The sequence below is a fragment of the Haloarcula salina genome, assembly GCF_010119195.1.
Lineage (GTDB): Archaea > Halobacteriota > Halobacteria > Halobacteriales > Haloarculaceae > Haloarcula > Haloarcula salina.
Map to the genome: position 1 here is coordinate 405,402 of NZ_WRXL01000004.1, position 24,302 is coordinate 429,703.

The 24,302-nt window shown below is 68.7% G+C and carries 24 protein-coding genes; 15 read left to right on the forward strand and 9 right to left on the reverse strand.

Annotation, left to right across the window (positions count from 1 at the left end):
• The first annotated feature begins 4 nt into the window (after positions 1–4).
• The gene (locus GM656_RS13415) at positions 5–1,252 is read left to right on the forward strand and encodes a P-loop NTPase (protein ID WP_162414174.1); all 1,248 of its coding nucleotides are present in this window, start codon (positions 5–7) and stop codon (positions 1,250–1,252) included.
• 226 nt (positions 1,253–1,478) lie between these two features.
• Complete coding sequence (locus tag GM656_RS13420) at positions 1,479–2,111, forward strand: trimeric intracellular cation channel family protein (protein ID WP_338401352.1); 633 nt, start codon at positions 1,479–1,481, stop codon at positions 2,109–2,111.
• Position 2,112: 1 nt separating this feature from the next.
• Here the strand turns inward: GM656_RS13420 and GM656_RS13425 are convergent, their stop codons facing one another.
• Positions 2,113–3,150, reverse strand: a complete 1,038-nt coding sequence (locus GM656_RS13425; protein WP_162414175.1) for a YhjD/YihY/BrkB family envelope integrity protein — start codon at positions 3,148–3,150, stop codon at positions 2,113–2,115.
• Between the two features lie 110 nt (positions 3,151–3,260).
• On the opposite strand from GM656_RS13425, the gene GM656_RS13430 reads away from it, so the two are divergent.
• The 6 genes from GM656_RS13430 (at position 3,261) to GM656_RS13455 (ending at position 10,833) form a co-directional block, all read left to right on the forward strand.
• Positions 3,261–5,051, forward strand: coding sequence for a vWA domain-containing protein (locus GM656_RS13430; protein WP_162414176.1), 1,791 nt, complete (start codon positions 3,261–3,263; stop codon positions 5,049–5,051).
• Positions 5,051–7,417 (forward strand): VWA domain-containing protein, encoded by a 2,367-nt coding sequence (locus GM656_RS13435; protein ID WP_162414177.1) that lies wholly within the window; start codon positions 5,051–5,053, stop codon positions 7,415–7,417. Before GM656_RS13430 ends, GM656_RS13435 begins: the two co-directional genes overlap by 1 nt.
• Positions 7,414–8,061 carry a chromosome partitioning protein gene (locus GM656_RS13440; RefSeq protein ID WP_162414178.1) on the forward strand — a complete coding sequence of 216 codons (648 nt, stop codon included), beginning with the start codon at positions 7,414–7,416 and terminating at the stop codon, positions 8,059–8,061. The genes GM656_RS13435 and GM656_RS13440 overlap by 4 nt, the downstream gene beginning before the upstream one ends.
• A gap of 101 nt (positions 8,062–8,162) precedes the next feature.
• Complete coding sequence (locus GM656_RS13445; RefSeq protein ID WP_394352099.1) at positions 8,163–9,032, forward strand: DUF7502 family protein; 870 nt, start codon at positions 8,163–8,165, stop codon at positions 9,030–9,032.
• Entirely contained in the window at positions 9,029–9,970 is a 942-nt protein-coding gene (locus GM656_RS13450) for an AAA family ATPase (protein WP_162414180.1), read from the forward strand. The genes GM656_RS13445 and GM656_RS13450 overlap by 4 nt, the downstream gene beginning before the upstream one ends.
• The gene (locus GM656_RS13455) at positions 9,967–10,833 is read left to right on the forward strand and encodes a DUF58 domain-containing protein (RefSeq protein ID WP_162414181.1); all 867 of its coding nucleotides are present in this window, start codon (positions 9,967–9,969) and stop codon (positions 10,831–10,833) included. Before GM656_RS13450 ends, GM656_RS13455 begins: the two co-directional genes overlap by 4 nt.
• A 19-nt stretch (positions 10,834–10,852) precedes the next feature.
• Here GM656_RS13455 and pyrI read toward each other — a convergent pair whose 3' ends face one another.
• From pyrI to GM656_RS13475, 4 genes are all read right to left on the reverse strand, one after another.
• On the reverse strand, positions 10,853–11,320 hold the full coding sequence (gene pyrI / locus GM656_RS13460; protein ID WP_162414182.1) for an aspartate carbamoyltransferase regulatory subunit: 468 nt from the start codon (positions 11,318–11,320) through the stop codon (positions 10,853–10,855).
• A complete protein-coding gene (gene pyrB / locus GM656_RS13465) occupies positions 11,317–12,231 on the reverse strand; it encodes an aspartate carbamoyltransferase (protein ID WP_162414183.1) in 915 nt (304 codons plus the stop codon). Before pyrB ends, pyrI begins: the two co-directional genes overlap by 4 nt.
• A gap of 102 nt (positions 12,232–12,333) precedes the next feature.
• On the reverse strand, positions 12,334–13,467 hold the full coding sequence (locus GM656_RS13470) for an FG-GAP repeat domain-containing protein (RefSeq protein ID WP_162414184.1): 1,134 nt from the start codon (positions 13,465–13,467) through the stop codon (positions 12,334–12,336).
• An 81-nt stretch (positions 13,468–13,548) separates the two neighbouring features.
• Complete coding sequence (locus GM656_RS13475) at positions 13,549–14,472, reverse strand: sugar phosphate isomerase/epimerase family protein (RefSeq protein ID WP_241692770.1); 924 nt, start codon at positions 14,470–14,472, stop codon at positions 13,549–13,551.
• Between the two features lie 229 nt (positions 14,473–14,701).
• Between GM656_RS13475 and GM656_RS13480 the strand changes: the two genes are divergently transcribed.
• Both GM656_RS13480 and GM656_RS13485 read left to right on the forward strand, forming a co-directional pair.
• On the forward strand, positions 14,702–15,331 hold the full coding sequence (locus tag GM656_RS13480) for a MinD/ParA family ATP-binding protein (protein WP_162414186.1): 630 nt from the start codon (positions 14,702–14,704) through the stop codon (positions 15,329–15,331).
• Positions 15,332–15,359: 28 nt separating this feature from the next.
• Complete coding sequence (locus GM656_RS13485; protein ID WP_162414187.1) at positions 15,360–15,989, forward strand: RAD55 family ATPase; 630 nt, start codon at positions 15,360–15,362, stop codon at positions 15,987–15,989.
• Positions 15,990–16,023: 34 nt separating this feature from the next.
• On the opposite strand, the gene GM656_RS13490 is transcribed toward GM656_RS13485, so the two are convergent.
• The 3 genes from GM656_RS13490 to GM656_RS13500 form a co-directional block, all read right to left on the reverse strand.
• Entirely contained in the window at positions 16,024–16,209 is a 186-nt protein-coding gene (locus tag GM656_RS13490) for a hypothetical protein (RefSeq protein WP_162414188.1), read from the reverse strand.
• 133 nt (positions 16,210–16,342) lie between these two features.
• A complete protein-coding gene (locus GM656_RS13495) occupies positions 16,343–17,281 on the reverse strand; it encodes an FKBP-type peptidyl-prolyl cis-trans isomerase (RefSeq protein ID WP_162414189.1) in 939 nt (312 codons plus the stop codon).
• Positions 17,282–17,393: 112 nt separating this feature from the next.
• Positions 17,394–18,422, reverse strand: coding sequence for a threonine ammonia-lyase (locus tag GM656_RS13500; RefSeq protein WP_162414190.1), 1,029 nt, complete (start codon positions 18,420–18,422; stop codon positions 17,394–17,396).
• Positions 18,423–18,502: 80 nt separating this feature from the next.
• Here GM656_RS13500 and cyaB point away from each other — a divergent pair, with 80 nt between their 5' ends.
• The 5 genes from cyaB to GM656_RS13525 all read left to right on the forward strand — a co-directional run bounded on the left by cyaB (position 18,503) and on the right by GM656_RS13525 (position 23,050).
• Positions 18,503–19,045 carry a class IV adenylate cyclase gene (gene cyaB, locus GM656_RS13505; RefSeq protein WP_162414191.1) on the forward strand — a complete coding sequence of 181 codons (543 nt, stop codon included), beginning with the start codon at positions 18,503–18,505 and terminating at the stop codon, positions 19,043–19,045.
• A gap of 60 nt (positions 19,046–19,105) precedes the next feature.
• On the forward strand, positions 19,106–20,308 hold the full coding sequence (locus GM656_RS13510; protein WP_162414192.1) for a methionine adenosyltransferase: 1,203 nt from the start codon (positions 19,106–19,108) through the stop codon (positions 20,306–20,308).
• 51 nt (positions 20,309–20,359) lie between these two features.
• The gene (locus GM656_RS13515; protein ID WP_162414193.1) at positions 20,360–21,547 is read left to right on the forward strand and encodes a tRNA sulfurtransferase; all 1,188 of its coding nucleotides are present in this window, start codon (positions 20,360–20,362) and stop codon (positions 21,545–21,547) included.
• Positions 21,548–21,574: 27 nt separating this feature from the next.
• On the forward strand, positions 21,575–22,075 hold the full coding sequence (locus GM656_RS13520; protein WP_162414194.1) for a DUF5804 family protein: 501 nt from the start codon (positions 21,575–21,577) through the stop codon (positions 22,073–22,075).
• A 210-nt stretch (positions 22,076–22,285) separates the two neighbouring features.
• Positions 22,286–23,050, forward strand: a complete 765-nt coding sequence (locus tag GM656_RS13525) for a helix-turn-helix transcriptional regulator (RefSeq protein WP_162414195.1) — start codon at positions 22,286–22,288, stop codon at positions 23,048–23,050.
• Here GM656_RS13525 and GM656_RS13530 read toward each other — a convergent pair.
• Positions 23,047–23,964: a PLP-dependent cysteine synthase family protein gene (locus tag GM656_RS13530; RefSeq protein ID WP_162414196.1), complete on the reverse strand. Its 918-nt coding sequence runs from the start codon at positions 23,962–23,964 to the stop codon at positions 23,047–23,049. The genes GM656_RS13525 and GM656_RS13530 overlap by 4 nt on opposite strands.
• Positions 23,965–24,302: the final 338 nt, after the last annotated feature.

The window sequence follows — 24,302 nt, forward strand, 5'->3', positions numbered from 1 at the left end:
CACGATGACAGACACCACTCCCACGAGCCTGACCGACCGCATCGAGGCCGCACTGCGAGACGTGCGCGACCCGAACGCCGACCTCACCGTGTTCGACGCCGGTTTCGTCGACGACATCGCCGTCGACGGCGGCGAGGTGACCATCGAGACGGACCTGACGGCCCTGGACGGCCAGACGAGCACGCAGGTCGTCCAGGCGATGCTCCACGCCGTCGACGACGTCGAGGGCGTCGAGAGCGTCCACGTCGAGCGGACGACCCCCTCCAGCGAGGGCCAGGGGGGCGTCGAGTCGTTCGACCGCGTCGTCGCCGTCGCCAGCGCGAAGGGCGGCGTCGGCAAGTCGACGGTCGCGACCCACCTCGCGTGCGCGCTGGCCGCCGACGGCGACGCGGCGCTGTTCGACGCCGACATCCACGGCCCGAACGTGCCCGAACTGCTCGACGTGAGCGGGCCGGTCCACTCCAGCGAGGAGGGCGACCCGCTCCCGGTGCGGGCCGGGCCGATGGACGTGATGAGCGTCGGGCTGATGGAGTCCGGCGCGCCGCTGGCCTGGCGCGGCGCGATGGCCCACGACGCGCTGTCGGACCTCTTCGAGAACACCGCCTGGCGCGCCGACGGGACGCTGGTGATCGACCTCCCGCCGGGGACCGGCGACGTGGTGCTGACCACGCTGCAGGAGGTCCCGGTCGACGGCGTGGTCGTCGTGACGACGCCGTTCCACGCGAGCGTCAGCGACACCGGCCGAACCGTCGAACTGTTCCGGGACAACGACGTGCCGGTGCTCGGGACCGTCGTCAACATGGCCGAGTACGTCTGTGACTGCTGTGGCGAGCCGAACGACCTGTTCGCCGGCGACGCGCTCGCCGACCTCGACGCCGACGTGCTCGCCGAGCTCCCGTTCAGTCGCGACCTCCAGGGGACGCCCGCGCCCGGCGACGTGCCCGGTGCGGTCGCCGAACTCGGCGCGGCGGTCGAGGACGCGCTCGACACTGCCGGCGAGGTGACGGTCGCCGACGACCCCGACGCGGTCGACATCCGCGACCTGCCGCCAGAGGAACGGAAGAAGCGGGTCCGCGAGCGATTCACCGCCCTCGACAGCGGCGAGCGCTTCGTCCTCGTCAGTGACCGCGACCCGACGCCGGTCGGAAGCTTCCTCGGCCGCCTCGCAGAGGCCCCGCGGGAGGCGTTCGATCCGTTCGAGGTCCGGCGGGCGACGCCCAGCGACTGGGTGCTGGAGACCGAGAAGCCCTGACCCCGCGCCGGTCGCGGCCACTCGTTCGGCTCGCCGCTCGCGCTCCTCTCCGCCGCACGTCCGTGCCGAACGCTACCGTATCGCCCGCGCCGGTCCCGGTGTAAAAACATAATTGTTTCCGCCCGTTGCGCTACGGTAATGGCAGTTACGGGCGGTAGAGACGTTCCGAACCAGAGACGAGCGAACGGACCGAGCGGGCGGCGCGGGCGGACCGGCGGTGACCGGCGTGACTGACGCGTTCGCGCTGATGAACGCGGTCGGGCTGATCGGCTTCGCGTTCGTCGGCGCGGCCAAGGCCATCGAGGAGCGCTACGACGTGTTCGGCGTCACGGTCGTCGGCGTGATGACGGCGCTGGGCGGCGGGACGACGCGTGACCTGCTGTTGAACAGGGTCCCGAACTCGCTGCAGTCCCCCGGCGAGGTCGGCCTCTCGCTGCTGGGCGTCACGGCGGCCGTCGTGTTCGTCCACTACCTCGACGACGGCCACCAGCACCCGGTCGTCCTGACGGCCGACGCCATCGGGCTGGCGGCCTTCTCGACCACCGGCGCGCTGCTGGCCCACCAGGCCGGCCTGCCGGTGTTCGCCGTCGTCGCGCTGGCGACGGTCAACGCGGCCGGCGGGGGCGCGATCTCGGACCTCCTGCTGGGCCGAACGCCGTTCATCCTCCGCGAGGACTTCTACGCGTCCTGCGCCGTCATCGGCGGCCTCACCTTCTGGGCGCTCGCGCAGATGGACGTGACGGTGGGCCTCGCGTCGACCGGGTGCGCGCTGGCGGTGCTGGCGGCTCGCGGGCTTGGACTCGGGCGCGAGTGGTCGCTCCCGACAGTCCAGGTACGAGAGCGCCACGACACGCGGTAGTCTAGTCGTCTTCCGGCCACCACCGGAGCGTGATAGCGACCGACCGGTCCAGTCCGAACACGTCCGAGGAACGGTCGACGGTGGCGGTCTCCGGGCAGTCGATCTCGGTCCGCTCGCCCCCGACCTCGAGGGTTATCGTCCCGCTCCCGCGCTGCAGTCGCTCGCCGAGGGCGTCGAGTTCCGCGAGCAGGTCGTCGCGGGCTATCGCCGTCTCTCGCTCGGTTTTCTGCCGTGCCACGCCGCCGACGACCGGCTCGATGTCAACGTCAGTCGAGCGGTTCGAGAGGACGGCGTTGACGGCCGCGCCGAGCAGGATCACCAGTCCGACGACGTAGAGCCACGAGAGCAGCAGCAGAATGCTCGCTACGAGGTTCCCGCCGGTCGAGCCGGCCTTGAACGTCGTGAAGAGCGCCTGCGCGACGGTGAGGCCGACGGCGGCGAAGGCGACGCCGGGGACGACCTCCAGCGGCGTCACGTCGGTGTCGGGAAAGACGTAGTACATCGGGTAGAAGACCAGGAAGAGGCCGGCCGCGCGAACCGCGCCGGTGGCGAGGGCCGCCAAGGGACCCGAGCCGGCCTCCGGGAGCAGCGAGCCGAGCGCGCTGGCGCTGACGATGGCCAGCGCGACCGTCACGAGCAGGAGCAGGCCGTCGCCGAGCTGGTCGAGGAAGGTGTTGGCCGCGCCCGTCTCGTAGATGTCCGAGAAGGCCGTATCGAGCCCGCGGAAGATCCGCAGCGATCCCCACAGCAGGAAGCCGAGGCCGAGCAGGGACACCGACGCGTCGGCCTCGCTGAGCCCCTGCTGGATGACCTCGCTGGCCTGGGCCGTCAGGACCGACTCCATGATGCCGACGACGGAGGTCCGGAGCGCGACGTTCTCCGTCCGCTGGACGAACGCGAGCACCAGCAACAGGAGCGGCAGAATCGAGAGGAAGGCGTGGTACGCGATCGAGCCGGCCATGAACGTGAGCCGCTCGGCTCTGACCTCGTGGACGAGTGCCCGGAGGACCTCCTCGGTCCGGGCGCGACTGGGGCGCATACCGAGCGTTCGACAGCGGCGCGCAAATAGGCAGCGTCCGAGCCAGTCCGCCGGCGGCAGGTGTCAGCCGATACACAAAATAAATGCCGTCCCCGAGAGATACCCCGGTAATGGCCCTCTCGGACGTGCTGCTCTCCCCCATTGGACTCGTCGCCCTCCTCGCGGCCGTGCCGATCGTCCTCCTGTACCTGATTCGGCCCGACCCGCAGGAACTCTCGCTGCCGACGTTCCAGTTCCTCGTGGCCGAGGAGCGCCAGCAGTCGTCGACGCCGTTTCTCGAACGGCTCTCCCGGAGCCTCCTCCTGCTGTTGCAGGTGCTCGTCGTGCTGGTGCTGGCCGTCGGCCTCGCGTCGCCGTACGTCACCGTCTCCGAGCGGACCACGGTCGAGGAGACGGTGCTGGTCGTCGACACCAGCGCGAGCATGCAGACCAGCGCCGACGGGTCGACGCGCTTCCAGCGGGCCGTCGCCGCCGCGGAGTCGGAGGTGACCGGGACCACGTCGGTGGTGACCACCGGGAACGGCGGGGCGGTCGTCCTCCAGCGCGGGACGCCGAGCGCGGCCCGAGAGACCATCGCCGGGCTCGGCCCGACCGACACGGCGGGTGACCTGAGCGGAGCGATCTCGCAGGCCGCGTCGCTGGCCGGCGAGAACGCCAGAGTCGTCGTCCTGAGCGACTTCGCCGGCGACGAGTGGACCACCGCCGTGAGCACGGCCCGCGCCCGCGGGCTCTCGGTCGACCTCCGGCAGTTCGCCGGCGGCGGCGACGACAACGTCGGCTTCATCGACCGCCGGTTCTCCCAGTCGTCGGTGACGCTCTCCGTGAAGAACTACGGCGACTCGGCGGTCACCCGCACGGTTCGGCTGGGGAATCAAGCGCGGGAGATCCGCCTCGGTGCCGGCGACGTGGGGTCGGTGACGCTGCCGGTCCCCGCCGGCACCAGTCAGGCGCGGCTCGCGCCCGGGGACAGTTTCGCGGCCGACGACACCGCCTACCTCGCCGCGCCCGCCGACCCCGCCGTCGACGTGCTGGTCCTGACCAACGACCGGAACCGGTATCTGATCACCGCGCTCTCCGTGATCGACCGGGTGAACGTGACGGTCGAGCAGCCGCCGACGACCATCGAGAACGGCTACGACGTGATCCTCTACAGCAACGTCGAGGACAGTTCGCTGCTGCCCGGGAACGTCGAGAGCGGGCGAGAACTGGTGGCGGACGGCGGCGGCGTCGCCGTGCTGGCCCAGCGCGAGCTGCCGACCAAGTACGGCGACCTGCTGCTGATCGAACCCGACGGCGTCGCGTCGGGGGGGACCGTCCGCCAGAGCGCGCAGACGGGCCTCACGACCGGCATCGACTTCCAGCCGCCCGAGGAGTACGTCTCGGGGTCGCTGCGGACCGGGACGGTCCAGGTCAGACTGGGCGACGGCTCGCCGCTCCTCGCGACGGCCGAGCGCGGCGGCGGCCGGGTCATGTACTACGGCTACATCGAAGAGAGTTCGAGCTTCAAGTTCAACTATCAGTACCCGGTGTTCTGGAAGCGGGCGGTGTACTACCTCGCGGACCGCGAGCCCCTGCCGGCGCTGAACCACGCGACCGGCGAGCGCGTCCAGTTCGGGAACGCGACGGTCGAGGGGCCGTCGGGGACGACGACCGGATCGGTCCAGCTCCAAGAGGCCGGCTTCTACCGGACCGAGAGCCGACAGGTGAGCGCGTCGCTGCTCGACGAGAGCGAGTCGGCCACGGCCGTCGAAGCGCTCGAAGAGCGCTCCGGGGCCGCGGGCAATCTGACCCGCGTCGAGCAGCGGACGGTCCCGCGGCCGCTGACCGAGTACCTCGCCCTCGCGGGCGTGATGCTCGCGCTGGTCGAGGTCGGCTACCTCAGGAGGCGAGGTGACCTGTGATGGCGGTCTCCTACACCGTCGCAGAGGGGCTGACGCTCGGCGTCGAACACCTCTGGCCCCTGGCGACTCTGCCGGTCGCCGTCGTCCTGCTCGCCTATCTGGTCCGCCGGGGCGAGGGTGGCCCGCGGTCGGCGTCGAACCGGAGCCGCCGGCTCCTGCTGGCCAGTCGAACCCTCATCGTCTGCCTGCTGGTCCTCTCGGCCATGGAGCCGTACACGGTCCAGACCCGCGAGACGCCGGGCGAGCCGAGCGTGACGATACTGAGCGACGAGTCCGCGAGCATGGACGTCTACGGGAACACGACCGAGTCGCTGGTGACACAGATCGAGGGCGAGGGCGTCCCGGTGACCAGAGCGACCGTCGGGAGCGGGTCGACCTCCAGAATCGGCGACGGCGTCGTCGCGAACCTCAGGCAGAACGGCACGGTCGTCGTCGTCTCGGACGGCCGGGTCACCGACGGGCGGAGCCTCTCCGTCGCCGCCGAGGAGGCCGCGTCGCTGAACGCGACCGTCCACCGGGTCAGGCTGCGATCGCCGGAGACCGAGCGAGCGGTGTCGATCTCCGGTCCGGCGACCGTCAGCCGCGGGGTCCCCTCGCAGTACGTCGTCTCGCTCCAGGGCGTGAACGTCGACGGCCCGGTCCCGGTCACGGTGACGATCGACGGCGAGACTGCCACCGAGGGCGAGCTTCGGCCGAACGGGACGCTGACGGTCGAACACACCTTCGAGGAGATCGGAGCGCACCGCGTGACGGCGACGATCGACGGCGAGGACGTGTACGCGCGAAATAACGTGTTCTACCGGAGCGTCCGCGTCGTCGAACAGCCCGACGTGCTCTACGTCTCGCCCGGCGAGTACCCGCTCCGGAACTACCTGGACACGCTGTACAACGTCTCGACCGCCTCGTCCGTGCCGGGCGACCTCGACGGCTACTCCGCGGTCGTCGTCCAGGATACCCCGTCGGGGAACCTCGGCAACGTCACCGCCCTGCAGGAGTTCGTCATCAACGGCGGCGGTCTCGTCGTCGCTGGCGGCGACAACGCCTACGAGAACGGGGGGTACCAGCAGTCGTCGATCGCGCCGATGCTGCCCGTCAGCGTCGGCAACGCCACGGGCGGCGAGTCGAACATCGTCCTCCTCGTCGACGTCTCCGGGAGCGCAGAGAGCGGCCTCTCGGTGCAGAAGGCCGTCGCGCTGGACGTGCTCGACCAGCTCGGCGACGAGAACCGCGTCGGCGTCGTCGCGTTCAACCACAACGCCTACCGGGTGGCGGAAATGCAACAGCTCGGCGCGAACCGCGAGGGCGTCGCCGACAAGATCAGACGGCTCAACAGCGGCGGCGCGACGGACATCGCCGTCGGGCTCCAGGGGGCCGACGAGCTGCTCGGCGACAGCGAGGGGACGATCATCCTGCTCAGCGACGGCCAGGACGACCTCGGGCCGCCGGCCGCCGTCGCCAATCAGCTCGGTCGCGAGGGGACGCGGGTCGTCTCGGTCGGCGTCGGCAAGCGCGTCGGCGTCGCGACCATGCGCCAGATCGCGCGGGAGTCGGGCGGGTCGTACTTCGCCGCCGACGAGACCGAGCGCCTGCGGCTCCTCTTCGGCGGCTCCTCGCGGCGCTACCAGGGCGAGAACCTCACCATCGTCACCGAGGGCACGTTCATCACCTCCGGCGTCGAGCTGACGGCCAATCCCGGGCAGGCGAACAAGGTGCAGGTCAAGCCCGGCGCGGACTACCAGGTCGCGACCGCCGACGGGACGCCGGCCATCGCCTCCTGGCGGTTCGGCCTCGGCCGCGTGGTCTCGATCACCGCCTACGGCTCCGACGGGACGCTCGACGGTCTGCTCGAACGGCCGGACTCGCTGGTGCTGACCAAGTCCGTGAACTACGCGGTCGGCGATCCGACGCGGACCCAGACCGGCGTCACGGCCGTCGGCGACGCCCGCGTCGGGAGTCCGACGACGCTGACCTACCAGGGCGACTCGCGGCCGGAGGCGTCGAACGTCTCCTTCCGCCAGATCGGGGAGGGCCGCTACCGCGGCGAGTTCACGCCGCGTGAGGCGGGCTATCGGACGGTACTCGACACCGAGTACGCGGCGAACTACCCGATCGAATACGCCGCGTTCGGCCAGAGCGAGGCCCTCTCGACGCTCGTCGGGACGACCGGCGGCCAGGTGTTCGGCCCGAACCAGGGCGCACAGATCGCCCGCGAGGCGCGCCAGAAGTCCACGCGCGTCCGGACGGTCCGGGACACCTGGGACTGGCTGGCGCTGCTCGGCGCGCTCGCGCTGTTCACCGGCGAGGTGGTCGCCCGCCGCGTTCAAGTGTACCGCGGTCGCACAACTCTGGAGAGTGGTCTCCCGTGAGCGCAATCGGCCGCCGAATCAACATCGGGCTCGTCCTGTTCGTCGTCCTCTCGATGGTCGGGACGGGCGGCACGACGGTCCTGTACCAGGACTCCGCGAGCGAACTCCGAACCCAGAACGAGAACCTCCGCGAGCAGAACGCCGACCTCCGCCAGAACCTCGACGAGACGCGCGGCGAACTCCAGTCCACGCAGGCGCGCGTCGACGAACTCGAATCGACGCTCGACACGCGCTCGGAGGACGTCGACCAGGTGGCCACTGAGCTGAACCGGACGGAGCAACAGCTCAACGCTACGGAAGTCCAACTCGCCGAGACCCGCCAGTCCCTGCGAGAAAGCGAGGACCGCGTCGAGAACCTCCAGGGGACGGTGTCGGACCTCCGCAGCGAGCGAAACGACCTCCAGGACCGCGTCGATTCGCTCAACAACGAGATCGACGACCTCGAAGGCGAGAACGAGGATCTACAGGAGCAGGTCGACACGCTGAACGACGACATCGACGATCTCGAAAACGAGATCGAGGACCTCGAAGGCGACATCGACACCCTCGAATCGGAGAACCAGGACCTCAGGAACCGCCTCGAACGGGCCTGTGACGCGCTGGACAACACGAACGAGAGCTCGAACGCCTGCCAGGGGGTCTAATCGTGAGCGACGAGCCCGATCCCGATCCGACCGAAACGCCCGACGGCGAGAGTGACGCGGCGGCCCGGCCGGAAGCCGGCGGGTCGGGCCCGCGCCGGCGGATGGCGAGCGCGCTCGGGGAGGTCAGGCGCGAGGGCAAGAAGGCGGCGCTCATCTACGCCGTCGTCGACGCGGTGTTGCTCTTTCTCGCCGTGAACGTCCTGCTGGCCGTCCTCCGGCCGGCGGAACTGCCAGCGCAGCTGGCCGTCCCGGCGGCGGTGACCGAGCCCATCGCGCAGGCCGTCGGCCGGTCGATTCCCCGGGTGACGCTGCCGGGGAGCGCCGTCGTCGCGGCGGTCGTCGGGCTGGTGGCGTTCGTCGGCGAGTACGGCTACCGCGTCCGCCGCCCCCTCGTCGAGCAGTTCGAGGCGGCGAACCCGGGCGTGGCGGAGGCGCTCCGGACCGCCCGAGACGCCGTCGAGGACGGGGCCGACACGCGCATGGCGGCGCGGCTCTACGAGGACGTTCTCGACCGCCTCCGGGGGAGCTCCGGGGTCGCGCTGGTCGACACCCGTCGGTTGCTCGTGACGCTCGTCGTCGTCGTCGCGTTGAGCCTCGCGACGGTCCAGGTGGCCGTCGTGGACCTCGACCTGCTCGGCGGCGACGGCCCGACGAACGACGGCTCGCCGTCCGATCGCCCCAGCGAGTACGAGGGGCTCGAAGACGGCGACGCGGTGCTGGGCGAGTCAGAAGACGTGCAGGCCGGCGACGAGAACCTCACCGCCGAGATCGAATCGACGGGCGGCGACGAGGAGATCGACAGCAGCGAGCAGTTCCCGTCGACCAGCGACGGCGGTCCGGGCAGCGGGAGCGGGGCCGTCGACAGCCAGCAGGCCGGGTACGCCGCTCCCGAAGACGTTGAGGACGCGGAGCTCATCCGCGAGTACAACCTCAGGATACGAGACCAAGACGACTCAGACACCGACCCATGACGCCACAGCAAGACATCGACGCCCTACAGCGAAAGATCGAGGCCGCCCGCGAACAGATCGCCACGCGAATCGTCGGCCAGGAGGAGGTCTTAGAGCAGTTGCTCGTCTGCATCCTCGCGGACGGCAACGCCCTGCTCGAATCGAACCCCGGCCTCGGGAAGACGACGATGGTCCGCACCGTCGCCGAGGTGACGGACCTCCAGTTCTCGCGCATCCAGAACACGCCGGACCTGATGCCTTCCGACATCACGGGGACCGAGATCATCCGCGAGACCGACACCGGCCGGGAGTTCGTCTTCGAGAAGGGGCCGGTGTTCGCGAACGTCGTGCTGGCCGACGAGATCAACCGCGCGACGCCGAAGACCCAGGCCGCCCTGCTCGAAGCGATGCAGGAGAAGCAGGTCACGGCCGCCGGCGAGACCTACGAACTGCCACGGCCATTCTTCATCCTGGCGACGCAGAACCCCATCGACCAGTCGGGGACCTACGCGCTGCCGGAGGCCCAGACCGACCGCTTCATGCTGAAGATCCTCGTCGACTACCCCGACTACGAGGAGGAGCGCTCCATCGTCGAGATGTTCACCTCCGGGAAGGAACAGGTCCCCGTCGAACGCTCGCTCACGCGCCAGGAAATTCAGGAGATCCAGCAGCTGGTCCGCGAGATGCCCATCGCCGACGACCTGCGCGACCGGGCCGTCCAGCTCGTCCGGCGGACCCGCGAGGCCGACGACATCGAGTTCGGGGCCAGCCCGCGGGCGAGCATGGCGCTCGTGCTGACGGCGAAGGCGCGGGCGTTCCTGCGGGGCCGCTCGCACGTCACGAGCGAGGACATCGAGGCGCTGGCCGCGCCCGTCCTCCGCCACCGGATCATCGTCGACTTCCGGGCCGAGCGCGAGGGGCTGACGCCCGACGACCTCGTCGCGTCCCTGCTGGAATGACCATCGAACCCGACTTCCTGGACGAGCTCGGGCGGTTCGACGCGGCACTGAACCGCCAGACCACGTCGCTCCGACAGGGCGACCAGCAGTCGCCCCGGGTCGGCGAGGGGCTGACCTTCAGCGACTACCGGCGGTACTCGCCCGGCGACGACACGCGGCTCATCGACTGGAAGCTGTTCGCCCGGACGGAGGAGTACTTCATCAAGCAGTACGAGGAGGAGCGGAGCCTGACGGTCCACCTGCTCGTCGACACGAGCGCGTCGATGGACTACGGCGAGGACGAGACTCACAAGTTCGAATACGCGGCCAAACTCGCGCTCGGCTTCGCCTACCTCACCGCCGAGGAGAACAACGACTTCCGGTACGGGACCTTCCTCGACCGGGTGAACCGCATCGACACCGGCCGATCGAACCGCGGCGAACTCCTCGCGCTCATCGACCAGCTGAACGAGGTCGAGCCGGCGGGATCGGCGGACTTCGAGTCTGCACTCGAAGGGTACGCCCAGCGCATCCGCTCGCGGTCGCTCGTCGTCGTCTTCAGCGACTACCTGGCCGACCCGGAAGTCGTCGAGTCGGGCGTCGCGGCCCTCGCGAGAAACGACGTCGACGTGCTGCTCGTGCGCGTCGTCGCACCGACGGAGCGCGACCCGGGCGTCGTCGGCGACGTGTTGTTCGCCGACCCGGAGAGCGACCGGACGCGACGGTCGTACTTCAGCGGGTCGCTCGCCGAGACCTACCAGTCGCGCCTCGACGCGCATATCGACTCGGTGTCGAACCGCGTCACGGCGCTCGGTGCGGACCACGTCCTCGTCGACACCGGCGCGGACTACTTCGACTCGTTCGCGAGCGTCTGGCTCAAGTGAGACACGACCACGGACCGGCTCACTCGGCGAGAATGTGCGCCGGCAGGTCGTCGCGGATGATCGTGTCGCAGTACTCACAGCGGACGCCGTCGTCACCGACGGCGAACCGCGAGTCGACGGGCTCGTCCTCGGTGGTGATGCAGTTGCGGTTCGGGCACTCGAGGACGCCGACGACGACGGACGGGCGCTCGACGCGGCGCTTCTCGACGACCTCGTAGTCGCGGATGATGTTGATGGTCGCCGCGGGCGCGATGAGCGAGAGCACGTCCACCTCGTCCTGGGAGAGCTCGCGACCCTCGACTTTCACCACGTCCTTGTGGCCCAGGCGGTCCGAGGGCATGTTCATGGCGACCGAGACGGAGTCGCCGCTTGTACCGTCGATGCCGAGGATGGCGAGGACGTTCAGCGCCTGCCCGCCGGCGATGTGGTCGATGACGGTGCCGTTCCGGATCTTCGAGACGCGGAGTTGCTGGTCGTTGTCGCTCATTGGTCGCCTCCGAGGATCAGGTCGAGCAGGGCCATCCGCACCGGGACGCCGTTGTGGGCCTGCTGGAAGTACTGGGCGTGCGTGGTCTCGTCGACGTCGTGGGCGATCTCGTCGACGCGGGGCAGCGGGTGCATCACGGTCAGGTCGTCTTTGGCCGCTTCGAGCGTCCCGGCGTCGATCTGGTACTGGCCGGCGACCTCGCGGTACTCGCTCTCGTCGGGGAAGCGCTCGGCCTGGATGCGCGTCACGTAGAGCACGTCCAGTTCCGGGAGGATCTCGTCTAAGTCGGTGTGTTCGCGGACCTCTGCGCCGGCCTCGTGGAGGTCGTAGCGGACCGACCGCGGGAGCTGCAGCGACTCCGGGCTGACGAAGTGCTGTCTGGCGTCGACGGTCGTGAGCGCGTGGGCCAGCGAGTGGACCGTCCGGCCGTACTTCAGGTCACCCATGATGCCGATGGTGAGGTCGTCGAAGCCGGCGTTCTCCCGGATGGTATAGAGGTCGAGCAGGGTCTGGGTCGGGTGCTGGCCGGCCCCGTCGCCGGCGTTGACGAGCGGGACGTCCACGAACTCGCTCGCCATCTTCGCCGAGCCTTCCATCGGGTGCCGGAGGACGAGCGCGTCGGTGTAACCCTCGACGACGCGGACGGTGTCGGCCAGGGACTCGCCCTTCTTGACGCTCGAAGACTCGACGGATCCCATGTCGACGATGTCGCCGCCCAGACGCTTCATCGCCGTCGTGAAGCTCATCTTCGTCCGGGTGCTCGGCTCGAAAAAGAGCATGCCGAGCAGCGTGTCGGTGTGTCGGTCCGCGAACGCCCCCGGGTCAGCCGCGATGTCGGCCGCGTGGTCGAGCACCGTCTCGATGTCGCCCCGCGAGAGCTGTTTCGCGCTGATGATGTGGTCGTGCCGCATTTCACTCGGTACCGCGCTCCCGACGCTCTTGAATCCCCCGACACGCGGAGGCGGCGTCGGTTCGGCGACGTGCGACGGTGAGCGACAGTCGCTCCAGCCGGCTCAGCTGTGCTGCCACACGTCGACGTGCGGTTCGGTGTAGGCCTTGCCGACGATGTCGACGTCCCCGTCGCCGTCCAGGTCGACGACCTTCGCCTCGTGGGTCGCGATTCCGGACCCGAGCAGTTCCTGTTCGAAGTTCCCCTCGCCGTCGTTGCGGAACGCGAACTGCCGCGGCGTGTGGCCCGCTTCGAGGCCCATCTCGGCGACGAAGATGTCCGGCGTCCCGTCGCCGTCCAGGTCGGCCACCTGCAGGCTGTGGGGGTTCGAGAGGTCGTCGTGCAGCAGCGTCAGCGACCACTCCGGCGGGTCGAACACGCCGAGTCGGGCGGGGCGGTCGTCGAGGTAGGGCTCGTCGCCCTCGACGAGGACGATCTCCGGCTCGCCGTCGCCGTCGAGGTCCTCGATAGCGATGCGGGTGCACTCCCACCCCTCGACGATCTGTTCGCGCTCCCAGCCGTCGTCGGTGCGGTGGAAGACGTTCGGTCCGGCGACGATCTCGGCCTCGCCGTCGCCGTCCACGTCCTCGACGGCGACGCCTTCGACGTTGAGTCCGTCGGCGACGACGTGGCGGTTCGCCACCGGCCACGGCTCCCGGCGCGGGTTGTCGGGAATGTCGTAGTAGAACACGGTCTGGGACTCCTGGGACAGACCGACGACCTCGTTCTCGCCGTCGCCGTCCACGTCGGCCACGGCGGTGTCGTGGTACTTCTCGAAGTCGTCCGTGATGAGCCGCCGGGTCCACGTCTTGCGCGGGTCGAGCGGGATTTCGAACCACCAGAGCTTGTGCCGGTGGATGTTCTGTCCCGCGACGAGGTCGAGTCCGCCGTTGCCGGTCACGTCGCCCAGCGAGCCGCCGACCGACAGCTCCGGCGCGCGGGCCACGTCGTGGCGCTCCCACCCCGGGTTCTCGTACCAGAAGACGTTCGTCTGCAACCGCCGCGCCAGCGGCCCCATCCCGTACACGGAGAACAGGTCGACCGACGTGTCCAAGAGCGGGAGGTCGACGACGTACTCGGTTCCCAACGCGCCGACGATGACGTCCGGGCGGCCGTTCCCGGTGAGGTCGGTCGTGAGACAGAAACTCATCTGACTCGCCGGCGGCGACTCGTCGATTACCTGATGCCGGAACTCCATGCTCCGGGGGTCCCGACCGAACGGTATTGTTATAGCCGTATTAATTTGCGGTAACCAGTTCGCCGCGCCGGGACGAGGCGTTCACGACCCGCTCGTTCGCGTGCCGATTCGCTCGCGCGGTGCGTCGGACCGACCGACCAGTCGATCGAGAAGCGCCGCGCCGCCGTCGATTTTCGACTCCGGACTGGTATCGAGTTCGTTCTCGTAGACCAGCCAGTCGACGCCGGCATCGACCGCGGCGTCGACGACGCGCTTCATGCCGACCGCGCCCTCTCCGTGCGGGACGTTCTCGGCCCCGCCCACGAGGTCCGGACGGGTGACGTCTCGGAGATGGACCTTATCGACGCGTCCGTCGACCAGCGAGAGCGCGGCGGTCGGGTCGAATCCCGCCGCACGGACCTCCGCGACCTCGATCTCGAAACTGAGTTCCCCGGGTCCGGTACGGGCAATGAGGTTCCACAGCGGCGTCTCGCTGGGAATCACGGACGGGTCGTGTGGCGTGAGGCGACGTTGCGCCCGCTGTGCATGATCGGCGGCCCGGTCCGGAATCGGCGTCGACGAGAGGAGGGACCGGCTGCCGTCCGGCAACAGCGGCCAGAGCGTTCGCCTGTCGTTGTGGAACCCCAGGTCGAACCCGTCGTCGGCCAGGTCGTCGGCGGCGTCTCGAAGGCGCTCAGCGAGCGAGCGAACCGACCGACGGCTCCGGTAGTGTGACGACGAGACGTGGGGAATGACGAGCGAGTCACAACCGACCGTCCGACAGCGTTCGAGGAGGTCCGTCTCGCCGACGACGGCGTCCTCGACGGCCGAGAGGTCGGCGTGGACGGCCACCGGTTCGAGCCCGGTCTCCGCCAGCGCGTCGGCGACGGATTCCGCCGATTCCTCGTGAAATCGGTGTGCGAACTCCACGCCGTCGTAGCCGGCCTCGTCGACGCGCCGGAGGAGATCCGGAAGCGGGGCGGGGTGGGAACGGACGCTGTACAACTGGATAGCTCGGTGAGGCATGCTACCCATGAACAGTGTCGAGGTGGGGGAGAGAGCGGTATGGTTATACGGAGGCTACGTCGCGAAACCGCACACCGGCGGCGGAGTGAGCGCGAAGCGCTCGCCGGGCCGCGTCGACTAGCGACCCCATAACTGCCTGACCACGAATGGCACCTCACAGCACACCCAGATACTCCATGCCCACCAGATCGGGCGAACGTTCAAGGCGGGAGACGCGGCCAATCGCGGTATGCTTGCAATCGCCGGCGGCAAGGGTGGCTGTGGGAAGACCACAACCGCGCTCGCGCTCGCACGAGCGTTCGCGACGGCGACGGAAGCCCGGCCGCTGGTCGTCGACACCGACCGCGACATGCCGAACCTCCATCACCGCGCCGGTGTCGACCCGAGCCCTGGGCTCGCCGAGTGCGGGCCCGAGATCGACCCGGCGGCACTGGCCCAGCCCGTTCCGCGGTTCCGTGGCGTCGACGTGCTTCCCTGTGCCGGTGCGTCGGCTCCCGCCGTCTCCTCTACCCTCGACGCGCTGGCGCGACGCGACCGTACCGTGCTGCTCGATTGCCCGGCGGGTGCCGGCCCCGACGCCGCCGTCCCGCTCCGCGCAGCCGACGAGGCAGTTCTCGTCAGCACGCCGACCGAACAGAGCCTCACCGACACCGCGAAGACAGCGGCCATCGCCCGCGAACTGGACGCACCGCCGGCGCTCACGGTACTCGTCGGCGGCGACGGAACGGTCGATCCGACGCCCCTGGTATCGTGCGAATCGACCGTTCACGTTCCATCGGTATCGGCTCCACTGGCGTCCAACGCGGTCGAGCGCGCGTATCGAGCGGCGGCGGAAATTCTCAACAAGCGGAATACTTAATCTGATGGGTCCGTAACGCCCCAGTGGTATGGTGAACCGGCTACGGACGGGGATCGACGTCCTCGACAGGAAACTCGACGGGGGGATCCCTGCGGGGAGCATCGTCGTGCTCTCCGCACAGCCGGCCAGCCAGGCGGAGTTGTTTCTCTACGAACTCACCGCCACGCGCGGGACGCTGTGGCTCTCGCTCGACCGGACCGCCGAGTCAGTCGTCGCCAGCATCGAGCAGACCCCGGCCAACACCGGTGATCCGACGGTCCGGCACATCTCCGGGGAAGCGCCACTCGACAACGCCGGGAAACTCGTCTCGGCCCTGCCGGAGACGTCGAACCTCATCGTCGACCCGCTCGACGTGCTGGAGGCCCAGGAGCCCCACTCTCGCTTTCGCGCGTTCATGAACGACCTCCAGAACCACATCGTCAACACCGGCAGCCTGGCCATCGTCCACTGCCTCGACGGCCGCGACGTCCCGCCGCTCCGGGACACCACCGAACACTTCGCCGACGTGGTGTTTCAGCTCGACACGACCACGAACGGCGACGAAGTCGAGAACCGCCTCGCGATTCCGAAGTTCCGCGGCGGCCGTGCGCCCACCGACGTCATCAAGCTCAATCTGGTCGAAGAGGTCAGCATCGACACCAGCCGCGACATCGCGTGATTCCGTCGCGACCCACCGAGTAGTTCCAGCGAAGCTACGGCTCCCTGTTTGTCGATCCGAGTTCCGTCCCGACGAGTACCAGCGCGAATATCCCGAGGCCGACCCCGAGTCCAAGCCCCACTCCGAACAGCAGACTCGCCGTCAGGACGTACGTCCCGACGCCGATGGCGACGGCGGGTGGAACCGAGAGCAGGGACGGGTACACCAGCGACGCGCGCATGGGCGGAGATGTCGGGCCGGCCGGATAACCGTTGCTCACGCGGGCGACAGTCACGGACGGTACCGCTGCACCGAAGAGACAGACCTCGCTGTCGCTCGACCCGGAGAAACCGCTCGCGCCGCTCGCGGTACGTCTACTCCTCGGCGCCTTCGATCTCTTCGACGATTTCCTCGGCGTCAACGTCGGCGTCTTCCAGCGCTTCCTCGATGTCAGCGCCGCCGGCTCCGCCCATGCCGCCCATCATTCCGGGCATACCCATGCCGCCGCCACCGATCTCTTCCTGAACGATGATGCGGTCGATGTCGAGCAGTTGGGTCAGCTGCTGGGCGATCTGCTGTTTGCCCATCATCCACTGCTGGTTCATCGTCAGCTGGGGCGTCGCCTCGATGTACAGCGTCTCCTTCTCGACCTCGACGGTCTCGTACTCGGGCTCCGCGTCCTCGTCGTCTTCGTCGTCCTCGCTCTCGACGAGCTGTTCCTCCTCGACGGAGTCGGTCTGGAACCACACGTCGAGCTCCATATCGAGCATCATCTGGATGATGCCCTGGGCCTTCTCCTCGCGGTCCGTGACCTCGTTCAGGATCTCGTACTCGTACTCGACGTCCTCGCCGGCGAGCGGGTGGTTGAAGTCGACGCGCGCGCGGCCGCCGATGATCGTCTCGACGTGGCCGTGCTGGCCCTCGATGTCGACGTGTGCGCCGGGGTAGCGGTCGTCCTCGGGGATCTTGTCCTTCGAGACGGTGCGGACCTCTTCCTCGTCGTACTCGCCGAAGGCGTCCTCGGCGGTGACCGTGACGGTCCCCTCGTCACCGACGTCCTTCCCGTAGATGTCCTGCTCGACGTCAGGGAAGATGTGGTTCTCGCCCAGGACGATGGTGCGCGGGCCGAACTCCTGCTGGTCGGTGTCGATACCGTCGTCGGCCGCGACCTCCTCGTCGGTCGTGTCGACGAGCTGGCCCTCCTCGACGGTACGGGCGGTGTAGGCGAGCTTCACGACGTCGCCTTTCTGCAGTCCCTCTTGTGCTTCTGCTTCCGACTCTTCCTCGGCTTCGGTCTCGGACTCGTTGCTCATACCCTGTTCGTCAGTCGTGGCACTCTTAAGGACAACGTTTCCCGGCCAGCAGGGAGGACGAGTGGCTTCGATTGCCCCCGACGGCCTCGTCGCGTACCGGCCGGTCAGTCGGTCAGTAGTCGCTCTCGGCGAGCAGGCGATCGAACTTCTCCCGGTCGACGTTCCGCCCGGAGATCGGGATGACGACGGTCTCGCCCCGGAGGTCGGAACCGGCCTGGAGCGCGCCGGCGACGGCCGTCGCACAGGCCCCCTCGGTGACGATGCGATCGGTCGCGAACAGGCGGGCGACGGCGTCCTCGATGGCCTCCTCGGAGACCAGCCGGAAGTCGGCCAGCCCGTCGCGCAAGATTTCCGTAGTGAGCGCGAACGGGACGCGGGTCGCGATTCCCTCTGCGATGGTGTCGACGCTGTCGAGCGCCGCCAGCGTCCCCTCGTTCCAGGCGCGGTACATCGCCGGCGCGCCCTCGGCCTGCACGCCGACGACGGCGGCGTCGGTCAGTTCGCCCAGGGTGAGGCAGTATCCCGCCGCCGAGGTGCCGCCGCCGACGGGACAGAAGATCCGGTCCACGTCGGGGCGCTCGTCGACGATTTCGAGGCCGGCGGTCCCGACGCCGGCGATGAGCGCCGGTTCGTTCCCGGAGTGGACGTAGCGCGCCTCGCGCTCGACGGCCAGTTCCTCGACGCGCTCGCGGGCCTCGTCGTAGTCCGCGCCGTACTGGAGGACCTCCGCGCCCAACTGCTCCAGTGCCGCGACCTTGCCGGCGTTGGCGTCCTCGGGAACGCCGATGGTCACGGGCACGCCGAACTCCCGGCCGGCCCAGGCGATGGACTGACCGTGGTTGCCTGTGCTCGCCGCCAGCAGCCCGGCGTCGCGGAACTCCTCGTCGAGCGACGCGACGAGGTTCACCCCGCCGCGGACCTTGAACGCGCCGGTCGGGAGCGTGTCCTCGCGCTTGAGCAGAACGTCGGCGTCGAGCGCCTCGGAGAGCGGTTCGCTACGGACCAGCGGCGTCTGGGGGAGGTGCTGTCTGACGCGGCGGCGGGCGCGAGCGACCGTCGCGACCGTCGGCGGCGTCAGGTCGTGATACGGGAAGACGGTCGTCTCGTCGGGGGACTCGATCGGTTCGTAGCGACCGGCCATACCCCTACTCGGGGGAGCGGGCACAGTAAAGGGCGCGGTCGAAGCGAGCGCTTTTCACCGATCCGGCCGACGAACGCGGTATGTACGAGGTCGAGGTCAAAGTGCCGGCGGACATCGAGGCGGTCGCCGACCGACTCGACGAGATGGGTGCAGAGCACGTCGACACGGTGATTCAGGAGGACACGTACTACGACGCGCCTCACCGTGACTTCGCCGAGACCGACGAGGCGTTCCGGATCCGCCGCGAGACCAGGAAGGGCGAGACGGCCGCGAAGATCACCTACAAGGGGCCGCTCGTCGAGGCCGAGTCCAAGACCCGCGAGGAGTTCGAGACCGGCGTCGCCGACGGTGACAGCGTCGACGCCATCGTCACGCGCCTCGGGTTCGACCCGGCCGCGACTGTCCGCAAGAATCGGCGGGTCTTCCAGGTCAGGGACTACGCCGTCACGCTCGACGCCGTCGACGGCGTGGGAACCTTCGTCGAGGTCGAGACGGAGACGGACGGCGACATCGAACCCGCCCGCGAGGGGGCCTACGAGGTGCTCCGCGACCTCGGCCTCGACCCGGCCGACCAGCAGCGGACCTCGTATCTCGGGCTGCTGCTCGATGATGCGAGCGAGTAATCTTTCTCTCCAGAACTGTTCCCGTAAGTTATAGAACCCGGCACAGCGAAGGCCGTGGTAATGACCGAACGGAACATCCACGTCCAGCCCGCGAGCGGGCTCGCCGTCGAAGACCAGGACATCGAAGTCGTCGAGCGAAAGGGGATCGGCCACCCAGACTCCATCTGCGACGGCGTCGCAGAGACAGTGTCCCGCGCGCTGGCCCAGACGTACATCGACCGGTTCGGAAAGGTCCTCCACTACAACACCGACGAGACCCAGCTCGTCGCGGGCACGGCCGCACCGGCCTACGGCGGCGGTGAAGTGCTCGAACCCATCTACCTGCTCGTCGTCGGCCGCGCAACGAAGGCGTACGACGGCCAGCGCGTCCCCGCCGAGAGCATCGCCCTGCAGGCCGCGCGGGACTACCTCGCAGAGCAGTTCCCGCACCTCGACCTCGGCTCGGACATCATCGTCGACGTGCAACTCGGTGAGGGATCGGGCGACCTCCAGACCGTCTTCGGCGAGGAGGGGACCGTCCCGATGGCCAACGACACCAGCTACGGCGTCGGCCACGCGCCCCTCTCGGAGACCGAGCAGATCGTCCTCCAGACCGAGCGCCAACTGACCGGCCAGTACGCCGACGAGAACCCCGTCGTCGGGCAAGACGTGAAGGTGATGGGCAAGCGAGAGGGCGACCACATCGACGTGACCGTCGCCGTCGCGATGGTCGACGAGCACGTCCCCGACCTCGCCGCGTACACGGACGCCGTCGACCGCGTCCGCGACTTCGTCTCGGACCTCGCAACCGAACACACCGACCGCGACGTGACCGTCCACGTCAACACGGCCGACGACTACGACGCCGAGTCGATCTACCTCACGACGACCGGAACCAGCGCCGAACAGGGCGACGACGGCTCCGTCGGCCGCGGGAACCGCGCCAACGGCCTCATCACGCCGAACCGACCGATGAGCATGGAAGCCACCTCGGGTAAGAACCCAGTCAACCACATCGGGAAGATCTACAACCTCCTCTCGACGGAGATCGCCCGGTCCGTCGCGGGCGAGGTCGACGGCATCCGGCAGGTCCAGATGCGCCTGCTCTCGCAGATCGGCTCGCCCATCGACGAACCGCACATCGCCGACGCGACCATCGTTACGGACGACGGCGTCGCCGTCGGCGACGTAGCGGACGACGTGCGGGCGGCCATCGACGACGAACTCGCCGACGTGACCGACATCACGCGACAGGTCATCGATGGCGACCTCACGACGTTCTGAGGCGCTTCGCGAGACGACATCCCTTTACTCGCCGCCGGCGAACTCGGTGTCATGCACCCGCCAGACGCCGATACCGTCCTCGTTCGTCACGGCGAACTCGGCGTCAAGAGCGAGCAGGTCCGCCGGAAGATGGAGGACCGACTCGCGGACAACCTCGGCGCGATGCTCGACGCGCGCGGACTGTCCGGCGACATCGAGCGGCGGCGAAACCGCCTGTTCGTCCACACGGACCGACCCGGCGAGGTGACGGCCGCCGCGGCCGACACGTTCGGCGTCTCCTCGGCCTCGGCGGTCGTCACCGTCGATCCGACGCTCGACGCGATCGAGACGGCGCTGGCTGACATCGCCCGCGAGCGCTACGACGGCGGTCCCTTCGCCGTGGACGCCCGCCGGGCCGGCCCGGCCGACCAGCATCCCTTCGCCAGCACCGACATCGAGTCCGAGGGCGGGGCCGCCGTCTGGGACGCCATCGAATCGCTCGGTGAGACCCCGGCCGTCGACCTCGACGATCCCGACCTCGAACTGTTCGTCGAGTGCCGCGCCGACGAGGCCTTCGTCTTCTGCGAGAAGCGCGACGGCCCCGGCGGACTCCCGCTCGGGACCCAGCGCCCCGTCGTCGCGCTCGTCAGCGGCGGGATCGACTCGCCCGTCGCCGCCTGGAAGCTGATGAAACGCGGCGCGCCCGTCATCCCGGTCTACGTCGACCTCGGCGACTACGGCGGCCCCGACCACCGCGCCCGGGCCATCTCGACGGTCGCGGCGCTCGCCGCCTACGCCCCCGGGTACGACCTCTCGGTCCACGTCGTCGACGCGGGCGACGTGGTCGCAGACGTCGCCGAGTCACTCGATTCACTCAGGATGCTCGCGCTCCGGCGGTTCATGCTCGCCGTCGCCGAGACGGTGGCCGACGAACACGGGGCGGTCGGTATCGTCACCGGCGAGGCGATCGGCCAGAAGTCGAGCCAGACCAGCGCGAACGTCGCGGTGACCGACGCGGCGACGACCCTCCCCGTCCACCGACCGAACCTCACCGCGGACAAGGCGGCGATCACCGACCTCGCCCGCGACATCGGGACGTTCGAGGACTCGACGATCGACGCGGGCTGTAACCGCGTCGCCCCCTCCTACCCCGAGACGAACGCCTCGCTCGAACGGCTCCGGGCCGCCGAACCCGACGACCTCTTCGACCTGGCGGCCGCCTGTGCCGAAACGCGTGACGTCGTCCCCATCGAAAGCTAAATCTCCGGGGCGGGCGAGGGTCGAGCCATGACGCAGGTCTGTCTCGTCGGGAGCGAGGACGTGAACCTCCGCTACGAACTGCTCTCTCGCGAGACCGCTCGGAACGCGCTGGCGACCTACGACCTGCGGGAGCCTTTCGAGAACACCGTCGCCGTCGAGACGGTCAGCCTCGGCGCGGCCGTGGCGCTGTTGAACGACCTGAACTGGTACCTCGTTCGGTTCGCCGACGCCGCGTTCGTCCGCGATCCCTCAATCAGCGAGGCGGAGTGGCTCTCGCGCGACCTCGCGCGTGCGATCCGCGACGACGAGATCGCTCCCGAGGACACCGGCCGCTTTCTCAAAGTGTACGGTGTCGTCGACGCGGCGGACGGCGAGACCGACGGGGAGAGTGACGCCCTGGACCGACCGCCAAAATTGGTCGAACCGATGCTCCTGACCCGGACCGGCGAGACGATTCCGGAGTACGACCTCAGAGACGTCGACGAGACGCTCGTCGTCAGAGTGACCGAGTCCGAGTTCGGCGCGTGAGAAAAGTGCCCGTTGTCAGAGGCACAACCGCGGCCGGGCACTCCGCGTGGGCGCTGCCGTGACGGCTTGCCCACACCTGTCGACACTCGGCCGAGCGGCATATACCGATGGTCCGGGAATGTTCCCAGGTTCTGAGCATCAACCCTATTATCAGATATGATTCACAGAACACCAAAAACAAACCGGATACTAACAAAGCCCGACACGGACATGGGACAGATCCCGCCGGTCGTCGACGTCGTCACGAAACGATACGAGTTCCTCGTCGCGCTATCAGCGCCGAAAACGAAACCCGAACTCGTGGCCTCGATCGACCGATCACGGTCCACCGTCGACCGCGCGATCGGCGCGCTCCGCGACGCCGATCTCGTCGAACGGTCGGGCAGCGAATACGTCGTCACCTATGCGGGTCGACAGGCGACGGAGGCGTACGAAGGGTTTCGCGACCGACTCGACGCGCTCCAGCGCGCACACCCCGTCCTCTCCGGGTTGCCTCCTGACGCCGACATCGATCCCGAGGTTCTCCACGGCGCGGACGTGGACACCGCGACGCCGTCAGCACCGACCGCACCGACCGAGCGCAACGTCGACATCCTCGACGGGACCACGTCGTTCCAGGGAATCGGCCCGGCAGTTCTCCCGCGCTACGTCGACGTGATCGAATCCCTGTGGAGCGACACGTCCGTCGATATCGAACTGGTGGTGACGGACGCCGTCGTCGACTCCCTCGACAGTTCGCTCCCCGACAGGCGCGACACGCTCGAAGATCTGTCGAACGTTTCGCTGTACGTGACTGAGAAGCCGATGCCGTACGCGGTCTGGACCGCCGAGAAATCCGACGGGGCCGTCAGTGGCATCGTCGTCTACACCGAGACGGGCATCAAGGGAGCGATCAACAACGACACCGAGGCGATGAACGAGTGGGCCCGCGAGAAGTACGCGTCGTTCAGGCGAGACGCGCGGCCGCTCGACTAGTCGCGGTCGAACATCCCGGTCGACATGTACCGCTCGCCGCTGTCCCAGAACACCGTGACGACCAGCGGGTCGTCGACGCCTTCGCCGACGAGTCGCTCGGCGACCTCGTAGGCCGCGAGGTTGGACGCGCCCGAGGACTGCCCGACCAGGATCCCCTCCTCGCGCGCGAGGCGTCGGCACTCGTCTTCCGCGTCTGCCAGCTCGACCGTCAGCACGTCGTCCAGCAGGTCCGTGTCGAGGTTGTCGCTCACGAACCCCGGTCCCATCCCCTGAAAACTGTCTTCGCCGGTCCCCGGTTCCATTCCCGAGAGAACGGCATTTTCCGCCGGTTCTACCGCGACGATCTCGACGTCAGGAAACGCCTCCCGGAGTCGTCGCCCGGTTCCAGTGATCGTGCCGCCCGTGCCGACGCCGGCGACCAGCGCGTCGACGGTCCGATCGCCCACCTGATCGATTACTTCGACCCCCGTCGTCTCGTAGTGTGCCCTCGGGTTCGCCGGGTTCTCGAACTGGCGCAACTGGACGTAGTCGTCTCGTTCGGACAGTTCGTCAGCCCGCTCCTTGGCGTCCGAGATGTCTCCCTCGACCAGTTCGATCTCCGCACCGTACCCCTTCATGATCTGCCGGCGCTCCGGGGACTTCGAGGACGGAATCACCAGCACCACGTCGTATCCCTTCGTTGCCCCCACCATCGCCATTCCGATGCCGGTGTTGCCACTCGTCGGTTCGACGATCGTGTCGCCCGCCGAGAGCGCGTCGTCCCGTTCGGCAGCCTCGATCATGTACTTCGCCGGCCGGTCCTTGGCCGACCCACCAGGATTGAACGACTCGACCTTCGCCGCGACCGTCGCCCCCTCCGGCGCACGAACCGACACCAGCGGGGATCCGATCGTATCGAGGATGGTGTCTCTCATCGCCGCCGGCTACGCGACCCCGACTTAAACGCCTACTGAAGGTCCCAAAGGGTGCGCACACTCACGCGTCTCGGCAGTTCTTTCCGGTGTCGGCGGACCCCGTCCGTGCGTCCTGATTGACGCCTCCGTGTGAGAGCCGCCCGCCTCGCGTGCCATTCGATTCTCCCGTGGAGCGTCTTGGGGGGGTGGCTATCGCTCGTCGGTGTGGTTCTGCGGTGAGACGACTGGTGAGAGAGATGACTCTGTGGGATCGGTATAGACGAAAAGCCCACAGCACGCGCTGTGCTGTGGGCTTGGGTAGGTATGAATGGTGGCGGCGAACCGGTTTTCCCAGAGGC